Below are 18,017 nucleotides of genomic sequence, written 5' to 3' on the forward strand. Positions count from 1 at the left end.
AGGTCGCGCGGAACGCGCGGGTGGGGGTGATCGTTAGCTGGCTGTGGAGATTGCCGCGATCACCCCGCCCCGGAGCTTTGCTCCGACCCTCCCCCTCAAGGGGAGGGTGAAATCAGCAAATCTCTGTCGTGGCGATCTTGATGCCGAAGCCTTCGAGGCCGACATAGTGGCGCTCGCGGCTGGTGAGCAGCTTGATGGAGCTGACGCCGAGATCCTTGAGGATCTGTGCGCCGAGACCGATTTCCAGCCACTCGCTGTCGCGCGCCTGCGCCTCGGTATGGCTCTCGCGCTCGGCCTGGCGTGCCTTGCGGCCATTGTCGAAATGGCCGACGCCGACGGAGCCTTCGCGCAGATAGACGATGATGCCGCGGCCTTCCTCGGCGATCTTCTTCATGTAGAAATCGACAGGCCGGCGCTTGCCGAAAATATCTTCGGCGACGCTTTCAGGATGCAGGCGCACCGGAATGTCGATGCCGTCACGGATGTCCCCGAAGACGACGGCGAGATGCTGCATCGTATCCCAGGGCAGAGAATAGGTGTGCGCGCGAGCCTTGCCGAACGCCGTATCGATATCGAAGCTGGTGCCGAGCTCGATCAGCGTTTCCTTGCGCTGGCGATAGGCGATGAGATCGGCGACGGAGACCATCTTCAGCCCATGCTGCTCGGCGAAACCGGCCACCTGCGGGCCGCGCATCACCGTGCCGTCGTCATTGACGAGCTCGCTGATGACGCCGATCGGCGGCAGGCCGGCAAGCTTGCAGAGATCGACTGCAGCTTCGGTATGGCCCGAGCGCATCAGCACGCCGCCTTCGCGGGAAACCAGCGGGAAGATATGGCCCGGGCGAACGAAGTCCGTGGGGCCGACATTCGGATTAGCGAGATTGCGCACGGTCAGCGTGCGGTCGTCGGCGGAAATGCCCGTTGTCGTGCCGTGCTTGAAATCGACGGAGACAGTGAAGGCGGTCGTATGGGCGGAATCGTTTTCCGCCACCATGGCATTGAGGTTAAGCCGCTTCGCCTCTTCGCGCGGCATCGGCGTGCAGACGATACCGGAAGTGTGGCGAACGATGAAGGCCATCTTCTCCGGTGTGCAGTGAACGGCGGCAACGATCAGGTCGCCTTCGTTTTCGCGGTCGTTGTCGTCCATGACGACGACGATCTCGCCGGCCTCAAAAGCCCGGATGGCATCGACAACACGCTTCTGGTCGTAAGGCATCAAGAAATCCCTATCTCTGCTGGCCCGTCTGGCCGCGATCTCTCAAATAATGATCGGCAATGGCGCAGGCAACCATGGCTTCGCCGATCGGTACGGCGCGAATGCCGACGCATGGATCATGGCGGCCCTTGGTGCGCAGGTCGACATTATTGCCGTCGGCATCGATCGACTGGCGTTCCGTCAGGATCGACGAGGTCGGCTTGATGGCGAAACGGGCGACCACGGGCTCGCCCGTGGAAATGCCGCCCAGAATGCCGCCGGCGTGGTTGGACAGGAAAATGCGCTTACCGTCATTGCCCATGCGCATCTCGTCGGCATTTTCTTCGCCGGTCAGCTCGGCCGATGCGAAGCCTTCGCCGATCTCGACACCCTTGACGGCGTTGATCGACATCAAAAGCGAGGCGATATCCTGATCAAGCTTGCCATAGATCGGTGCGCCGAGACCCTCAGGCACGCCTTCGGCCACGACTTCGACCACGGCGCCGACTGAGGAGCCAGCCTTGCGGATGCCGTCGAGATACTCTTCCCATACAGGCACGATCGCAGGGTCGGGGGCGAAGAAGGGGTTCTGGTCCACCTGCGCCCAATCCCAGTTGGCGCGGTTGATCTTGTGCTTGCCGATCTGTACCAGCGCGCCGCGGATGGTCACGCCAGGCACGACGAGGCGGGCGATGCCGCCGGCGGCGACACGTGCGGCCGTCTCGCGGGCAGACGAACGTCCGCCGCCGCGATAGTCGCGAATGCCGTATTTGACGTCATAGGTATAGTCGGCATGGCCCGGGCGGTAGCGGCGGGCGATCTCGCCGTAATCCTTCGAGCGCTGGTCGGTATTCTCGATCAGCATCGAGATCGGCGTGCCCGTCGAGATCATCGTCTCGCCGTCCTCGTCCATCATCACGCCCGAAAGTACCTTGACCAGATCATCTTCACGCCGTTGCGTCACGAAGCGTGACTGTCCCGGCTTGCGCTTGTCGAGCCAGGCCTGAAGCTCTTCGAGCTTGAAACGAAGACCGGGAGGGCAGCCGTCAACGACGCAGCCGAGCGCCGGACCATGGCTCTCGCCCCAGGTGGTGACGCGGAAAAGATGACCGAATGTATTATGCGACATGGAAAACGACCGGATTGATGCAGCCTGCCGGCAGACCGCGTTTAGTCTCTTGCGATTGCGGCACACTCATAGAGCATGATGCCGAAAAGTGTAAGCGGTTTTCGGGTGACATCATGCGCTACCTATTTGATCCCACAGCCGGATGCCGGCAAGGCAAAATCTTTCTTTCGGTGGTCGCGGAAACGGCACTCAGGCATTTTTTCTTGCGCCCATCGGCATGGTAAACAAAGATTAATCCGAATTGTGGATTGTGACGGGGCATTCACCAATTGGGCGAGCAAGGCCACTATTGGGGGCAACTTCCGCCATATTCGACGTGTTTTCTGCATCGCATAAGAAATCACAATCAAATTGACCTGAAGGGTGACGACGATGCGCTTTTTTGTAGCGACGCTTTTGGCCACGGCCAGCCTGCTTGCCCCCGTCGCAGCGTTTGCCGAAAGTGCTGACGTTGAGTCCACGATCAAGAAGGTCGACACGAAGAATTTCAGCATCACGCTGGATGACGGCAAGAACTATCAGGTGCCCGAGGATTTCGACTTCAACGGCCTGAAGGCTGGCGTCAAGGTTGTCGTCTTCTACACGGAAGTCGATGGCAAGCGCGTCGTCAACGATCTCGACATCGTCCAGTAAGCATCAATAGAGCCGCCCGGCCGGGGCGGTTTGTGAATGCGTCAGTGCTGCGCTGATGTGTGCCTATGCAGATCCGGACAGACGCTGCTGCCAGCTTTTCCGGAATTGCGCTAGATCCAGCCGATGATCTTCATCTGCGGATCGACCTTCAGGATCTGATCCTGATGGATCGGAATTTCCGCCGCCTCTTCCTTTGCGACATCGCCGACCAGCCGGAACAATGTCCGGATAACGCCGCCATGCGTGACGCAGACCGTGGGCCGCTCGACCGAGGTCAGCCAGGAGCCGACGCGCCAGGAGAGGATTTCATAGCTTTCAGCATCGTCGCCGGGCGGGATGAAGTCCCATTTTCCAGCCTTGCGCTCGGCAAGGCGTTCGGGTTCGGTTGCCTTCAAATCCTTGAGCGTGAAGCCTTCCCAGGCGCCGAAGGAGACTTCCACCAGTCGTTCATCGGTAGCATAGTCCTGCGGCGGCAGGCCCATGGCTGTCCGCGCGATCTCCATGGTCTCGCGCGTTCGTCGCAAGGGACTTGCGACGAAATCGAACGGGCGGTTTTCGAATGCGAGGATTTCGGCCAGATCGACGCCGTTCTGCCGTGCTTGCTCGCGGCCGATGGCGTTGAGGTCAATGTCCTTCTGCCCCTGCAGACGGCGCTCGGCATTCCAGTCTGTCTGACCGTGACGTATCACATAAAGGATTGGCGACACGGTCAGCTTTCCTGTTGATCAGTCCTTCTGGACGGAAATGTCGGGCGCATCCACGGACTTCATGCCGATGGTGTGGTAACCGGAATCGACATGGTGGATTTCGCCTGTAACGGCCGTCGACAGGTCGGACAGCAGATAGAGGGCGGAGTTGCCGACTTCGTCGATCGTGACAGTCCGCTTCAGCGGCGCGTTATATTCGTTCCACTTCAGGATATAGCGGAAATCGCCGATGCCGGAAGCGGCGAGCGTCTTGATCGGGCCTGCCGAAATCGCGTTGACGCGAATGCCGCGGCTGCCGAGGTCGACGGCGAGATAGCGAACGCTTGCTTCCAGAGCAGCCTTTGCAACGCCCATGACGTTGTAGTGCGGCATGACCTTTTCCGCACCGTAATAGGTGAGGGTGATCATCGAGCCGCCGTCATTCATGATTCGCTCGGCGCGCTGTGCAACCGCCGTGAAGGAATAGACGGAGATGTCCATCGTCTTCGTGAAGTTGTCGCGGCTGGTATCGAGGTAACGGCCGGTCAGCTCGTCCTTGTCGGAGAAGGCGATGGCGTGCACGACGAAATCGATCTTGCCCCATTTTGCTTCAAGCGCATCGATGACAGCGTCGATCGTTGCCGGCTCGGTCACGTCGCAATGGCCAGCCATGAACGCACCGAGTTCCTGGGCGAGTGGCTCGACGCGCTTCTTCAAAGCGTCGCCCTGCCAAGTCAATGCGATCTCGGCTCCGGCTTCCGAACAGGCCTTGGCAATACCCCACGCTATCGAACGGTTGTTTGCTACGCCGAGGATGACGCCGCGCTTGCCTGTCATGAGGCCAGTGGATTGAGCCATATTCTGCTCCCTTGAACTTTCGAATGATCCTGCCTATGGCATAGGCCGTTCCCCTGTTCAAGCATCGTAAAGATCATCAACTGTTAGGGATCGTAACAAAGGGTGCTGTTGTCACCAAAATTTCACAGGAAAAGCCCCTCGCGCATGCTGCGCATCAAATCCGTAATCTTGTCATCGGGTTTTTCCCACAGCATCAGCCGCAATTCGACAATGAGATCACCTTTCCCGCCATTTCCGTCGGGTAATCCCTCGCCGGGAATGCGCACGATCTGATCCGAACCGGACCAGGCCGGCACGGTAAGCCTGACCGGACCATTCAGTCCCTCGACGGTGGTTTCGCAGCCAAGCACCGCATTTTCGATGGTGACGGGCAATGTCGTGCGGACATCGTGGCCTTCGGGCATGAAGCGGGCATCGGTGGAGAGATGGACGGTGATGGCGACGTCGCCGCGCAGCATTCCCGGCAGTCTCAGCCCCTGGCCTTTCAGATGCAGCACCTGGCCGTTGCTGATATCCGTCGTCGCCTGGAAGCGCGCCTCGCGGCCATCGGAGAGGAGAACGGTAATCCAGCGGGCCTTCAGCATGTCGTCGAGCGTAACGGTCGCTTCGGCCGCGACTTCCGGCGTCTTTTCCGGCGGCTTCTCCTGAATGGTGCTGCCGGTGATGCGGCGCACCAGCGAACTCAGAATGCCGAAACGGGGGCGGGAGCCTGCCGAAGCGGTGCCCGTCGCCAGAAGTTCTTCTTCAGCCTGGGTTTCCTCTGCGGCTGCGGCATTGAGCTCCTGTGCCTTCTCGGCCTGCTGCGCAACCGTTTCGGCTGCAGGCTTGCCCTGTTGCGCGGCAGCGGCTTTCACGCCGAAGATGCGTTCGACCACATCCTCGGGCGACTCGTTCGCCCCGGCCTGTTGGCTTGATGCGGCGGAGGCCGCCGCCTTGCGGGCGTTCGCCCGTGCAAGTTCCGCCATGACTTTTTCAGCATTGGCCCGTGCGACCTTGGCGCGCTCGGCCGCCTCACGCATAGCCTGCCGCTGCTGAATGATCGTCTGTTCCTGGCTCTGGCCCTTCGCCCTGGCCATGCCGGCGATCTGGTCGTAGCGGCTGCGTTTTGTCGGGTCCTTCAGCGTCTCATAGGCGCGGCCGATTTCGGCAAAGCGCTCGGTCGCCGTCGGATCGCCCATATTGTGATCGGGATGAGCGGACTTTGCGAGATTGCGCCACGCCGCCTTGATCTCATCCGCTCCAGCATCCTTGCTTACGCCCAACACCTTGTAAGGATCGCGCATCTTTCCAGCCACCATTCTGGGGGTATCCGGCTCCGCTCGGAGCACCCCAAACAAAAACTCATGAACCACACTTCGCCGCCTTGCAGCCCTGGGAGAGGCAAGGTCGAAATGCGCATGGGCTGATCCTGCCGGACGAGTTGCTAATCAGGCGTTACGTCTGTTGGGGAGAGACCTGCTCCATTTTCGCGGATGGTTAGCCGATCGCTAACGATGGATGCGAGAAATAGGAATGGGAGGTAGAACGAGTCATTCCGCACGCCACATGGGGTCGCGTCAGCGGCGGGAAAATGGCCGGAAACCGGGCTCAGCCCGCCTGTTGAAAACTCAGCAATTGCCAGATGCCCTGGCCGACAAGGCAGGTCCTGCCGGAGAAGCTGGCAATGCCTTCATAGGAGTGCCGGGTGGTGCGGAACTGGCGGCAGACCACGCCGGAACCGTTGCTTTCGACGATCGTATCGATGACGCCGGCGCTGCCGGTAGAAGCGTTGGCCCAGGGAATGGTCTGTCCGTTCAGCTTCTGAAGATCGGCTGATGTCACGGCATTGCGCACGGTGGTTTCGTCGGAAATGCTGTCGGTGGTGACAGGGGCCGTCGGGACGGTGCCCGTCGATACGCTGCGATCCACTTTTGCCGAGCTCAGATAATCCATGCCGCCGCCGACGCAGCCGCCAAGGGTGAAAAAGGAGACAAGTGCGACAGCCGTCGTCACGCCTTTTGCAAGCTTGCGCTTTGTATGAACGGTCGACTTTGCTATGACTTCCACCTGAAGATCTTGGCCAGCCTGAGAGGCCGACTGTTTCTAGGAATTGCGGAGTATTTAAACTAATATGTCGGAAAACGAGTTAACAAGCGGTGACTTCACCGAACAGAACGAACCCTTCACTCTTTTTGCATCGTGGCTGCGCGAAGCGGAGACCACAGAGCCGAATGATCCGAATGCGGTTGCCTTGGCAACGGTGGATAAGGATGGATTGCCAAATGTCCGCATGGTCCTTCTGAAGGGTTTCGATAGCGACGGATTCGTATTCTATACGAATTTCGAAAGCCAGAAAGGTAAAGAAATTCTTTCCCAGAAGAAAGCGGCCATGTGCTTCCACTGGAAGTCGCTGCGTCGGCAGGTGCGCCTGCGCGGACTGGTTGAAGTGGTGAGCGACAAGGAAGCTGACGAATATTACAAGACCAGGGCTCGCGGCAGTCGCATCGGCGCCTGGGCTTCGAAGCAGTCCCGTCCTCTCGAAGGCCGGTTTGCGCTGGAGAAGGCAGTTGCCGAATATACCGCGCGCTATGCCATCGGCGATATTCCGCGGCCTCCCCATTGGTCCGGCTTCCGTATCCGCCCGCTGTCGATCGAATTCTGGCACGATCGCCAGTTTCGCCTGCACGACCGAATCGAATTTCGCCGCGACGTGCCGGAAGGCGCCTGGCAGAAGGTGCGGATGTACCCGTAAGGCCCAGGCTGTCTCTGGGGCGCTAGGTGGTTTCCCGGCGTCCCATCAATCGCGTCGGTATGCCGGAGGCGAGCGCCGAGGCATAACGTGCCTTCTGGTAGTGACCGTTCAGAGATAGCCTCGGCAAGAGGGTAGGAGCGTTGCCGCTCGCTGCCGTGATCGTTCCAGGCCGCGTCGTGACGCCGACCTGGAAGCCGAGTTCCGTTGCAAGCCTGCCCTCGCGCGCCGAGACCGCTTGGTTGGTGCCATAGGGATAGGCGAAGTTGGCCGGCCGCTTGCCGGTGATGCCGGCGACGTAATCGGCCGAAAGCGCCATTTCGGCCGCGGCTTCTGCTTCAGGGAGCCGCGCCAGGGCCCGATGGCTGACGGTATGTGCGCCGAGCGAGACGAGCGGATGGCCGGCAAGCTCTCGCAATTCGGCCCGATCCATGATCGATGCGCTGACAATGTCGAGCGGTTCGAGACCATGCCGCCTGGCAAGCTCGTCGATCCGGCCGACGGCATCGCTTTCGTCATTACCATGAACGAATGCGGCGAAACGCGAAAATGCCGCCTGCTTCTGGCTGGTCTTGCCGAGCGGCAGGAATTCCTCTCCGGCACCGAAATCGAATGTCAGCCGATCCAGCCGGTCCAGCAGTTCGGCCAGCGTTTCCCACCACAGGCTGTGCGTTCGCTCCGAAAGGCCCTGCGCAACGAAGATCGTGAAGGGCGCATTGTGACGGGCAAAGACCGGCAGGGCATGGTCGCGATTGTCGCGGTTGCCGTCGTCGAGCGTGAAGGCGACGAATGGCGGTTTACCCCGAGCGTTTGCGATGCGCGCCGGCAGTGCATCAAGCGAGATGAACTCGTAGCCATCCTTGCGCAAGCGGGCGATGGCATGGTCGAGAAAATCGGGCGAAACCTCAAGATGCGCATTGGGAGCAAAGCGGCGGGGGAGGGCAGGGCGGACATGGTGAAGCGTAAATATGGCGCCCGCGCCGGCGACATCCCGCATCAGGCCGGCGCCTTTGAGAATTGCGGCGGCTTCCAGCCCGCTGGAGATCACGCTACGCTTCAGGCGGGCCTTTATGCCCTGTTCCATACGGATCGATCCGGTTGACGACTGCCAACGCTCTACCGCATCCTGCGTTAAACCTTACTGAATCTTTGCCATAATTTCCAATGCGTTAATAGTTATTTTACCAGGAAAGGCAAAATTAGAGAACTATCGAGGCTGTTGCCTCAATATCGCACCGGTATAAGGTTTTTTTGTCGCATAATCGCACAGGGATTGATGCGGTGTGTTTGGCATTTGTTTCGGTTGGGGACGATTATGAAAAGACTATTGATGGCCCTGTCTGCGGCCGTCTTGCTCGTGAGCGCACCTGTGGCGAGTTTCGCCGGCAGCGCCTACTTCATCATGGATGCCAAGACCGGCAAGGTTCTGGCATCGAGCAATGCGGATGATCTCAACCATCCGGCATCGCTGACCAAGATGATGACGCTCTACCTGACCTTCGAGGCGATCCATCGCGGCAAGCTGAGCTGGAACACCCGGATCCCGGTATCGAGCGCTGCTGCGGCCAAGCCCCCGACGAAATTGGGTCTGAAGCCGGGTGGTACGGTGACCGTACGCGAAGCTGTCGACGGCATGATCATCAAGTCCGCCAATGATGCGGCCGCTGCGATGGGCGAAGCTCTCGGCGGCAGCGAAAGCGGTGCCGCGCGGCTGATGACGCAGAAGGCGCGCGAACTCGGCATGCGCCGTACCGTGTTCATGAACGCTTCGGGCCTTCCGAACATGCAGCAGGTGACCACTGCCCGCGATATGTCGACGCTTGCGGTCGCCCTGATCAATAACTATCCCCAGGAATACCGGCTCTTCTCGCAGGCAAGCTTCAACTATCGCGGCCGGCCAGTGCGCGGGCATAACAATCTTATGTATCGCTATCAGGGCATGGACGGCATCAAGACCGGCTACACCAATGCTTCCGGCTTCAACATCGTCAGCGCCGTGCGCGATGGCAACCGTCGTGTGATCGGCGTCGTCATGGGCGGCGCAACCGCGCGCGGCCGTGATGCCCTCATGGCGTCGCTGCTCGATCGCAATGTGCCGAAGGCAAGCTCGGTTTCGACGTCGCGGCTTGTCGCGAGCGTCGGCAATATCAGGACGAAGCAGATCGAAGTGGCATCAGCTTCGGACGATGTCGCCGTGGATATCGACGCACAGACGACGGCTACGACACGCAAGCGTCCGGACGTCGCTCCGGTCGTCCCGCTGGCCTATGCCGCGACCTCGAACGTCACCGTGCCGATGGACCGTCCCGTCGCGATGGACGAAATCATGAATGCCGGCAAGCCGGCTGCATCAGGCGGCTGGCAGGTGCAGATCGCCGCGACCCCGACCGCGCAGGCTGCGAAGGATCTGCTGTCCGCGGCAAAGTCCAAGGCCGGCAACGCGCTTGCCAATGCTTCGCCCTATACGGAGGCCTTCGGCAAGGGCGGCAACACGGTCTATCGTGCCCGCTTCGTCGGTTTCTCCACCCGTTACGATGCAAGCTCCGCCTGCGCCGCGCTTAAGCGCAAGGATTTCGATTGCATGATGCTGCCGAACAAGGGCTGAGCATATCGAGAATTTGAAAAGTCGAGCCGGCGGAGACACAACTCCGCCGGCTCGACTTTTTGCAGGGAATCGTTCACTAATGCCCGGAACGTAAAGGGAACGATTTTGATGTTATCCGATCTGATGCAGCAGTTCGAAACGGCCTCGGCCACCTACGCCGCCGAAAACGGCCTGGAGCGTGACGACGATTGGTTCGTCCTCAAGCTTCAGGAGGAAATGGGTGAACTCACGCAGATGTGGAACAGGACGACAGGCCGCGGCCGTCGCAAGGGCATGAGCGACGAGCAATTGGCAACGGCGCTGGCGGATGAGACGGCCGATGTGCTCGGCCATATCCTTCTGTTCGCACAGCGAAACCATCTCGATCTCGCCGCTGCGATAGAGCGCAAGTGGCGCTTTCGTCCTGCAGATTGAAGGAAGAAGCGGTTTAGGCCTTCGTGCCGCCCACCGTTACCTGATCCATCCTCAGATGCGGCTGGCCGACGCCGACGGGAACCCATTGGCCCGCCTTGCCGCAATTGCCAATGCCCGTATCGAGCTTCATGTCGTTGCCGATCATCGACACTCGCTTCATGGCCTCAGGCCCGTTGCCGATCAGCATGGCGCCCTTGATCGGCGCGCCGATCTTGCCGTTCTCGATGAGATAGGCCTCGGTGCAGCCGAAGACGAACTTGCCTGACGTGATGTCCACCTGGCCTCCGCCGAAGGAAACGGCATAGACGCCCTTCTTCACCGAGGCGATGATCTCTTCCGGCGTCTTGTCGCCGCCGAGCATGTAGGTGTTGGTCATGCGCGGCATCGGCGTATGGGCATAGCCCTGACGGCGGCCGTTTCCGGTGGCTTTCATGCCCATCAGGCGGGCATTCTGCCGGTCCTGCATATAGCCGGCCAGCTTGCCGTTCTCGATCAACACATTATAGGCCGAAGGCGTGCCTTCATCGTCTACCGTGATGGAGCCACGGCGGCTTTCGATCGTACCGTCGTCGACAACGGTGACGCCCGGTGCTGCAACCATCTGGCCCAGTAGGCCGGCGAAGGCCGAGGTCTTCTTGCGGTTGAAATCGCCTTCCAGCCCGTGTCCGACAGCCTCGTGCAGCATGACACCCGGCCAGCCGGAGCCAAGCACGACATCCATCGTGCCGGCGGGAGCATCGATCGCCTCGAGATTGACGAGCGCCTGGCGCAAGGCTTCGTCGGCGCCGCGACGCCAGTCTTCCTGCGTGATGAAATCGCCGAAACCGATACGTCCACCGGTGCCGAAGGAACCGGATTCCTGTCGGTCGCCGTCACCGACGACCACGGAAATGTTGATGCGCGTCATCGGCCTGATATCGCGGACGCGATGGCCATCGGCACGAAGAATGTCGACCACCTGCCAGCTTGCGCCGATCGTCGCCGTCACCTGGCGCACCTTGTCGTCCTTGTCGCGCAGGTAGCTGTCGATCTGCTGGAGCAGCGTCGCCTTTTCCTCGAATGTCGGAGCGCCGATCGGGTTCTCGTCGCTGTAGAGCACCTTGTTCGTGCGCTGCGGCGCAGCTGCATAGGAGCCCGTGTAGCCTGCGGTCACAGCGCGCACGGCATCGGCGGCGCGCTTCAACGCCGCTTCCGAGAGATCGCCCGCATGCGCATAGCCCACGGCTTCCCCGGCAACTGCGCGAAGACCGAACCCCTGCTCGGTATTGAAACTTCCGCCCTTCATCCGGCCATTGTCGAATGTCAGCGATTCCGCCTGGACGTGCTCGACGAACAGTTCGCCGTCATCGGCACCCGAAAGCGCCTCGGCGACGATGCTGCGCAGCTTGGCTTCGTCCGTGTCGAAAAGAGTAAGGAGATCGGTATTCATGGGTCAGGTGCTCCGTTCAGAGCCGATGTAGGATTCGCACGGCGCAAGAGCAAGCCCATTCTGTCAGGGAAGGGCGTCGTAGCCCTCGGCAAAGCCCTTCAAGTCCACAGGAATGCCAATGCCTTCTTCTGGTGACTGGAAGACGATGAAGGTGGCGCTGGCGCCGCTGCGCAGCGTCTTCAGCAGCTCGTCCTCAAGAACCACCTCGGCGTAGCAGCCATCGGCGAAGCAGCGCACGAAGTATGCGCGGCCAATATCCTTGCCGTCGATATTTAGGCCGAGGCCGTTTGGCAGCAGCACGCCGAGCGGGGCGAGCACGCGCAGGATCTTCGACTTGCGGTCGGCAGTCTTCAAGACGACGACGGAAAGGCCGATTTCCGGACGATCTTCGGCGATGACATTCTGCATCAGGGCGCATTGTTCGCTCGAAGCGCCGGCCGGCTTGTCGCAGACGACGGACCACGCGCCATGGCTGGAGCGAACCGTGCCCGGAGGTTGTGGAACCTGGCTGGTCGGAACCTGCTGCGTATGAGGTTGCGGCTGGCCTTGCTGCTGCGGCTGTAGCTGTTGGGTCTGCTGCGCGGGCTGAGTCTGTTGCGCTTGTTGCGCCCATGCGGGTGCTGCGACCGAAGCAGCGATGCTGCCGGTAACAAGCCAAAGCCGGGCGAGGGAACGAAAACCCATGGAAACCTCTAGATTCGAATCAGTGCCGATATTGTTGAAGCCCAGGCCGGCAAATGAAAAGCCCCGCGTGCTGGATTCCAATCGACTACGGCGGAAATACGACATGTACTCCATTTTGTCCGGCCGGCGCCATGGACCACGATGCAATTTTTCGTATGATGATGAAATGCTTGCCATGTCCGGCTGGCAAAAGGGGGAATATATCAGCGCAAAAATGCCGCACTAACAAATGGCGGGAGTTGTTGCGGAGTACCCCAAACTGTGGTTTGAAGCGCAATGGAATGTAGGGATACTGCGTTTGAGGTTGATCTGGGATCAAACGCTGGAGGGAGAGACATCGTGATTAAGAGAGCTTACGCGGCTCTGACGGCTCTGATCTGTCTGCTTTTTGCAACAGGCAGCTATGCCGATCAGCCGAGACCTTGGGAAACCGGTATGCAGGAGGCGGCAACCGGCAATATGCATCAAATCCGCTGGTTTGAGGCATACACGCTTTGGTTTGTCATTCCTATCACGCTGCTTGTTCTCGTCCTCCTGCTGGTCGTCATGGTGAAGTTCCGCGCTTCCAAGAACCCGGTGCCATCAAAGACGAGCCACAACACGCTGATCGAAGTCATCTGGACCATCGGTCCGGTACTTATTCTTCTGTTCCTGGCAATTCCCTCCTTCAACCTCCTCACAGCCCAGCTGACATTCCCGGAGCAGACGGATGTGACCGTCAAGGCAACGGCGACGCAATGGCAGTGGAACTACGAATATGAGGGTAGCGGCGCGACGCCGCTCGCTTTTGATTCGTTCATGCTGAAGGAGCCGGATCGCGCAGCGGCCGGCAAGGAAGACAAATCCAAATATCCGCGGCTTCTCGCCGTCGATAACGAGATGGTGGTGCCTGTCGGCAAGAATGTTCGCGTTCTCGTCACGGCCGCACCGACCGACGTCATCCATTCCTTTGCCATGCCGTCCTTCGGCGTCAGAATCGATGCCATTCCGGGCCGTCTGAACGAGACCTGGTTCAAGGCTGACCGCGAGGGCTTGTTCTACGGGCAGTGTTCCGAGCTCTGCGGCAAGGACCACTCGTTCATGCCGATCGCCATCCGGGTCGTCTCGGAGGATCAGTACAAGCAATGGCTCACGACCGCTGCGACTGATCTCAACAAGGCGAACAAGTCTCTGATGGCCGCCGTCGACCAACCGGCAGCCGTCAAGGTCGCCGAAAACACGGCGAAGTAAGGGGTAGGAACAATGGCTGGATCCAAGGCACACGACGATCACTCGCACGATCTTCAGGACGCACATGCGCATGATGATCATCACGCTCACACACCAAGCTTTGCCAATCGCTGGCTGTTTTCGACGAATCACAAGGACATCGGCACGCTCTATCTGATCTTCGCGATTATCGCGGGCGTGATCGGCTTCCTTCTGTCCGTTGCCATCCGCATGGAATTGCAGGAGCCCGGCATCCAGATCTTCAGCGGTCTGGCGTCGATGGTTTATGGCTATTCCGGCGATGCCTCCATCGATGGCGGCAAGCAGATGTACAACGTCTTCGTCACCGCCCACGCGCTGATCATGATCTTCTTCATGGTCATGCCGGCGATGATCGGCGGTTTCGCCAACTGGATGGTGCCGATCATGATCGGCGCGCCTGACATGGCGTTCCCGCGTCTGAACAACATTTCCTTCTGGCTTATCGTTCCAGCCTTCCTGCTGCTCATCCTCTCGATGTTCGTCGAAGGCCCCGCGGGTGCCTACGGTGCGGGTGCAGGCTGGACGATGTACGCGCCCTTGTCAGGGATAGCCGGCCATCCAGGCCCCGCGATCGATCTGGTGATCTTCGCGCTGCACCTTGCAGGCGCCTCCTCGATCCTGGGTGCCATCAACTTCATCACCACCATTCTCAACATGCGCGCTCCGGGCATGACGCTGCACAAGATGCCGCTTTTTGCCTGGTCGGTGCTGATCACCGCGTTCCTGCTGCTGCTGTCGCTGCCCGTTCTTGCCGGCGCGATCACCATGCTGCTCACCGACCGCAACTTCGGCACGACCTTCTTCTCGCCGGAAGGCGGCGGCGATCCGTTGCTCTACCAGCACCTGTTCTGGTTCTTCGGTCACCCGGAAGTCTACATCCTGATCCTGCCCGGTTTCGGCATGATCAGCCACATCATCTCCACCTTCTCGCGCAAGCCGATCTTCGGCTATCTCGGCATGGCCTACGCCATGGTGGCGATCGGTGCGGTCGGCTTCGTGGTCTGGGCTCACCACATGTATGTGACGGGCCTCTCGCTCGACACGCAGCGCTACTTCGTGTTTGCCACGATGGTCATCGCCGTGCCGACGGGCGTTAAGATCTTCTCGTGGATCGCGACCATGTGGGGCGGTTCCATCGAGTTCCGCACGCCGATGATCTGGGCGCTCGGCTTCATCTTCCTGTTCACGCTCGGCGGCGTTACCGGCGTCCAGCTCGCCAATGCCGGCCTCGACCGTGAACTGCATGCGACCTACTTCGTCGTGGCGCACTTCCATTACGTGCTGTCGCTCGGCGCCGTCTTCGCCATCTTCGCGGCCTGGTACTACTGGTTCCCGAAGATGACCGGCTACATGTACAGCGAGCGGATCGGCAACTGGCACTTCTGGATCACCTTCATCGGTGTGAACATGGTGTTCTTCCCGCAGCACTTCCTCGGTCGTGCCGGCATGCCGCGTCGCTACATCGACTATCCGGATGCCTATGCGGGATGGAACTTCGTCTCCTCCATCGGCTCCTATGTCGCAGCCGTAGGCCTTTGCTTCTTCTTCTGGGGCGTTATAGATGCTTTCGCCAAGAAGCGCGTCGCAGGCAACAACCCCTGGGGCGAAGGCGCAACCACACTGGAATGGCAGCTGACTTCGCCGCCTCCGCACCACCAGTGGGAAGAGCTGCCGCGCATCAAGTAATCTGTTTCCGGACGCCGTGCTGAGCGGCGTCCGGCTTAACTGGTAATTGGAAGAAAGAATGACGGTCATCGACAATCACGAAGCGCTCGCGGAGCAAGGCGATACCGGCCTGTCGGAAGCGAGTGCACGCGATTATTTCGAGCTTCTGAAGCCGCGCGTGATGTCGCTGGTCGTCTTCACGGCTTTTACCGGCCTGGTGCTGGCGCCCGGCCATATCAATCCGGTTCTCGGTTTCATCGCCATTCTCTGCATTGCGGTGGGTGCCGGTGCATCAGGCGCGCTGAACATGTGGTACGACGCCGATATCGATGCCGTGATGAGCCGTACGGCGCGCCGGCCGATACCGTCGGGCCGCATCAACCCATCCGAGGCTCTGGCGTTCGGCCTGGTGCTGTCGGGCTTCTCGGTGGTGATCCTCGGGCTTGCCATCAACTGGCTTTCCGCCGGCATTCTCGCCTTTACGATCTTCTTCTATGCCGTCATCTACACGATGTGGCTGAAGCGCTCGACGCCGCAGAACATCGTCATCGGTGGTGCCGCCGGTGCTTTCCCGCCGGTTATCGGCTGGGCTTGCGTCACCGGAAGCGTGTCGATCGAGAGCATCGTGCTCTTCCTGATCATCTTTCTCTGGACGCCGGCGCATTTCTGGGCGCTGGCGCTCTTCAAGATGCGCGACTACGAGGCCGTCGGAGTCCCGATGCTGCCGAACGTGTCGGGCATCCCGACGACGAAGAACCAGATCGTCGTCTATGCTGTGCTGACCGCCATCTTCGGCGTCGTGCCGGCTTTCATGGGCTTTGCGAGTGTGGGTTACGGTGTCGCCGCCGCCGCACTCGGTTTGATTTTCGTACACTGTTCCATCGCCGTCTGGCGGATGGCCGATGGCGACGAAAAGATGGTGCCGGCAAAGAAGCTTTTCGCCTATTCCATCTTCTATCTCTTTGCGATCTTCTCCGCGCTGCTTATCGACAGGCTCGTCGCCGTGCTGATGTCGGCTGGCGTTGGAGGCTGGCTATGATCGAGCTTGTCAAATTGACGGAAGCGCAGAAGAAATCGCGGCGAGGGCGTAATATCGCGCTCGGATTGGTGTTGGCCGGCCTGGTGGTCCTGTTTTACGCGATCACCATCATCAAGGTCGGCACCGGACACGTTTGAGGAGGCGTGATGGAGGAGGGGGCAGTGAAAAGCACAAGAACGGGCGGCCGTAACAACGGGCTGGTCGTCGCCATGTGCCTGAGCTTCGTCATCGGCATGAGCGTCATGTGCGCCGCTGCCGTGCCGCTCTACCGCATGTTCTGCCAGGTGACGGGCTATAACGGCACGACGCAGCGCGTCGAACAGGTGTCCAATGTCATTCTCGACAAGCCGATCCAGGTTTCCTTCGACGCCAATGTCGCGCCGGGCTTGCCCTGGGATTTCAAGCCGCTGCAGAAATCGGTGAGCCCCAAGATCGGCGAGACGGTCGAGGTTAAGTTTGAGATCGAGAACAGGTCCGACAAGACGGAGCGTGGCCAGGCGATCTTCAACGTCACGCCGCTGGAGGCTGGTGTCTATTTCAACAAGGTCCAGTGCTTCTGCTTCAACGAAACGGATCTTGGGCCTGGGGAAAAGCGCGAGATGTCGGTGGTTTTCTATGTCGATCCTGAGATCACCAAGGCTGTAGAAACCAAGACGATCAATGCGCTGACACTGTCCTACACATTCTACCCACGGGAAGGCGCAAAGCCCGTGGCGTCGAATGAAGGCACGGTACAGGCCGTTGAAAAGAAACTTTGATGGAGAGTGCTTTTCGGTTTGACCGGGAGCAATATGGGAAAAAGTTATTCGGGGATTGCTGACATGGCCGAAGCGCATCAGAAGAAACACGACTATCACATTATCGATCCCAGCCCCTGGCCGATCGTCGCGGCCATCGGGGCATTCGTGCTCACCTTCGGTGGTGTCGGATTCATGCGCTACCTGAATGGCAGCGCACTGCATCTGTTCGGCGTGGATTGGGCGCATCCGTGGCTTTTCTTCATCGGCCTGGCTGTGGTCCTCTACGTCATGTACGGCTGGTGGTCGGATACGATCAAGGAAGCGCATGAGGGTGCCCATACGCGGGTGGTGTCACTGCACCTGCGCTACGGCATGATCATGTTCATCGCTTCTGAAGTGATGTTCTTCGTCGCCTGGTTCTGGGCCTATTTCGACGTCAGCCTGTTCCCGAACGAGGCGATCCAGGCATCGCGAACGGCCTTCCTCGGCGGCCAGTTTCCGCCGAAGGGTGTCGAGGTTCTCGATCCCTGGCACCTGCCGATCTACAACACCATCATCCTGCTGCTCTCCGGCACAACGGTCACCTGGGCGCACCATGCGCTGCTGCATGGCGATCGCAAGGGCCTGATCCAGGGTCTGACGCTCACTGTCGTGCTTGGCGCCCTGTTCTCCTGCGTACAGGCCTATGAGTATGCGCACGCGCCCTTCGCGTTCAAAAACTCGATCTATGGTGCGACCTTCTTCATGGCGACTGGTTTCCACGGTTTCCACGTGTTGATCGGTACGATCTTCCTGCTGGTCTGCCTCATTCGCGCTATCAAGGGCGATTTCACCCCGAAGCAGCATTTCGGCTTCGAGGCGGCGGCCTGGTACTGGCATTTCGTCGACGTCGTCTGGCTGTTCCTGTTCTTCGCCATCTACATCTGGGGCAGCTGGGGTGCGCCGCTCGCGGCGGGTTAAG

19 protein-coding genes are annotated in these 18,017 nt (G+C 60.0%); 10 read left to right on the top strand and 9 right to left on the bottom strand.

Annotation, left to right across the window (positions count from 1 at the left end; translation table 11 throughout):
• Positions 1-112 precede the first annotated feature (112 nt).
• Both ribB and aroC read right to left on the bottom strand, forming a co-directional pair.
• Positions 113-1,216 carry a 3,4-dihydroxy-2-butanone-4-phosphate synthase gene (gene ribB / locus A6U86_RS00505; RefSeq protein WP_068384876.1) on the bottom strand — a complete coding sequence of 368 codons (1,104 nt, stop codon included), beginning with the start codon at positions 1,214-1,216 and terminating at the stop codon, positions 113-115.
• A 10-nt stretch (positions 1,217-1,226) separates the two neighbouring features.
• A complete protein-coding gene (gene aroC, locus A6U86_RS00510) occupies positions 1,227-2,324 on the bottom strand; it encodes a chorismate synthase (RefSeq protein WP_068384880.1) in 1,098 nt (365 codons plus the stop codon).
• A 372-nt stretch (positions 2,325-2,696) separates the two neighbouring features.
• Between aroC and A6U86_RS00515 the strand changes: the two genes are divergently transcribed.
• A complete protein-coding gene (locus tag A6U86_RS00515) occupies positions 2,697-2,957 on the top strand; it encodes a DUF1344 domain-containing protein (RefSeq protein WP_068384882.1) in 261 nt (86 codons plus the stop codon).
• Between the two features lie 110 nt (positions 2,958-3,067).
• Here A6U86_RS00515 and A6U86_RS00520 read toward each other — a convergent pair whose 3' ends face one another.
• From A6U86_RS00520 to A6U86_RS00535, 4 genes are all read right to left on the bottom strand, one after another.
• Positions 3,068-3,664 carry a histidine phosphatase family protein gene (locus A6U86_RS00520; RefSeq protein ID WP_068384883.1) on the bottom strand — a complete coding sequence of 199 codons (597 nt, stop codon included), beginning with the start codon at positions 3,662-3,664 and terminating at the stop codon, positions 3,068-3,070.
• Between the two features lie 18 nt (positions 3,665-3,682).
• Positions 3,683-4,501 carry an enoyl-ACP reductase FabI gene (gene fabI / locus A6U86_RS00525; protein ID WP_068384885.1) on the bottom strand — a complete coding sequence of 273 codons (819 nt, stop codon included), beginning with the start codon at positions 4,499-4,501 and terminating at the stop codon, positions 3,683-3,685.
• Between the two features lie 122 nt (positions 4,502-4,623).
• Positions 4,624-5,784: a DnaJ domain-containing protein gene (locus tag A6U86_RS00530; protein WP_068387605.1), complete on the bottom strand. Its 1,161-nt coding sequence runs from the start codon at positions 5,782-5,784 to the stop codon at positions 4,624-4,626.
• Between the two features lie 304 nt (positions 5,785-6,088).
• Positions 6,089-6,493 carry an RT0821/Lpp0805 family surface protein gene (locus tag A6U86_RS00535; protein WP_244509836.1) on the bottom strand — a complete coding sequence of 135 codons (405 nt, stop codon included), beginning with the start codon at positions 6,491-6,493 and terminating at the stop codon, positions 6,089-6,091.
• Between the two features lie 118 nt (positions 6,494-6,611).
• Between A6U86_RS00535 and pdxH the strand changes: the two genes are divergently transcribed.
• Positions 6,612-7,232 carry a pyridoxamine 5'-phosphate oxidase gene (gene pdxH, locus A6U86_RS00540; protein ID WP_068384890.1) on the top strand — a complete coding sequence of 207 codons (621 nt, stop codon included), beginning with the start codon at positions 6,612-6,614 and terminating at the stop codon, positions 7,230-7,232.
• A gap of 22 nt (positions 7,233-7,254) precedes the next feature.
• Here the strand turns inward: pdxH and A6U86_RS00545 are convergent, their stop codons facing one another.
• Positions 7,255-8,313: a polysaccharide deacetylase family protein gene (locus tag A6U86_RS00545; RefSeq protein ID WP_068384891.1), complete on the bottom strand. Its 1,059-nt coding sequence runs from the start codon at positions 8,311-8,313 to the stop codon at positions 7,255-7,257.
• Positions 8,314-8,544: 231 nt separating this feature from the next.
• On the opposite strand from A6U86_RS00545, the gene A6U86_RS00550 reads away from it, so the two are divergent.
• Complete coding sequence (locus A6U86_RS00550) at positions 8,545-9,834, top strand: D-alanyl-D-alanine carboxypeptidase family protein (RefSeq protein ID WP_068384892.1); 1,290 nt, start codon at positions 8,545-8,547, stop codon at positions 9,832-9,834.
• A 108-nt stretch (positions 9,835-9,942) separates the two neighbouring features.
• Positions 9,943-10,248 (top strand): pyrophosphatase, encoded by a 306-nt coding sequence (locus A6U86_RS00555; protein ID WP_068384896.1) that lies wholly within the window; start codon positions 9,943-9,945, stop codon positions 10,246-10,248.
• A gap of 13 nt (positions 10,249-10,261) precedes the next feature.
• Here the strand turns inward: A6U86_RS00555 and tldD are convergent, their stop codons facing one another.
• Together tldD and A6U86_RS00565 are read right to left on the bottom strand one after the other, a co-directional pair.
• Entirely contained in the window at positions 10,262-11,677 is a 1,416-nt protein-coding gene (gene tldD, locus A6U86_RS00560; protein WP_068384899.1) for a metalloprotease TldD, read from the bottom strand.
• Between the two features lie 63 nt (positions 11,678-11,740).
• Positions 11,741-12,361 carry an invasion associated locus B family protein gene (locus A6U86_RS00565; protein WP_068387607.1) on the bottom strand — a complete coding sequence of 207 codons (621 nt, stop codon included), beginning with the start codon at positions 12,359-12,361 and terminating at the stop codon, positions 11,741-11,743.
• Positions 12,362-12,700: 339 nt separating this feature from the next.
• On the opposite strand from A6U86_RS00565, the gene coxB reads away from it, so the two are divergent.
• The 6 genes from coxB (at position 12,701) to A6U86_RS00590 (ending at position 18,016) form a co-directional block, all read left to right on the top strand.
• Positions 12,701-13,591, top strand: coding sequence for a cytochrome c oxidase subunit II (gene coxB / locus A6U86_RS00570; RefSeq protein WP_068384901.1), 891 nt, complete (start codon positions 12,701-12,703; stop codon positions 13,589-13,591).
• 12 nt (positions 13,592-13,603) lie between these two features.
• A complete protein-coding gene (gene ctaD / locus A6U86_RS00575) occupies positions 13,604-15,298 on the top strand; it encodes a cytochrome c oxidase subunit I (RefSeq protein WP_068384903.1) in 1,695 nt (564 codons plus the stop codon).
• Positions 15,299-15,356: 58 nt separating this feature from the next.
• On the top strand, positions 15,357-16,316 hold the full coding sequence (locus tag A6U86_RS00580; RefSeq protein ID WP_068384905.1) for a heme o synthase: 960 nt from the start codon (positions 15,357-15,359) through the stop codon (positions 16,314-16,316).
• Positions 16,313-16,453, top strand: a complete 141-nt coding sequence (locus A6U86_RS35095) for a hypothetical protein (protein WP_169055456.1) — start codon at positions 16,313-16,315, stop codon at positions 16,451-16,453. The genes A6U86_RS00580 and A6U86_RS35095 overlap by 4 nt, the downstream gene beginning before the upstream one ends.
• Positions 16,454-16,462: 9 nt before the next feature.
• Positions 16,463-17,074: a cytochrome c oxidase assembly protein gene (locus A6U86_RS00585; RefSeq protein WP_068384908.1), complete on the top strand. Its 612-nt coding sequence runs from the start codon at positions 16,463-16,465 to the stop codon at positions 17,072-17,074.
• Between the two features lie 63 nt (positions 17,075-17,137).
• Positions 17,138-18,016, top strand: coding sequence for a cytochrome c oxidase subunit 3 (locus tag A6U86_RS00590; protein WP_068384911.1), 879 nt, complete (start codon positions 17,138-17,140; stop codon positions 18,014-18,016).
• The last annotated feature ends 1 nt before the right edge of the window (position 18,017 follow it).

This window comes from Rhizobium sp. AC27/96, assembly GCF_001692325.1.
Lineage (GTDB): Bacteria > Pseudomonadota > Alphaproteobacteria > Rhizobiales > Rhizobiaceae > Rhizobium.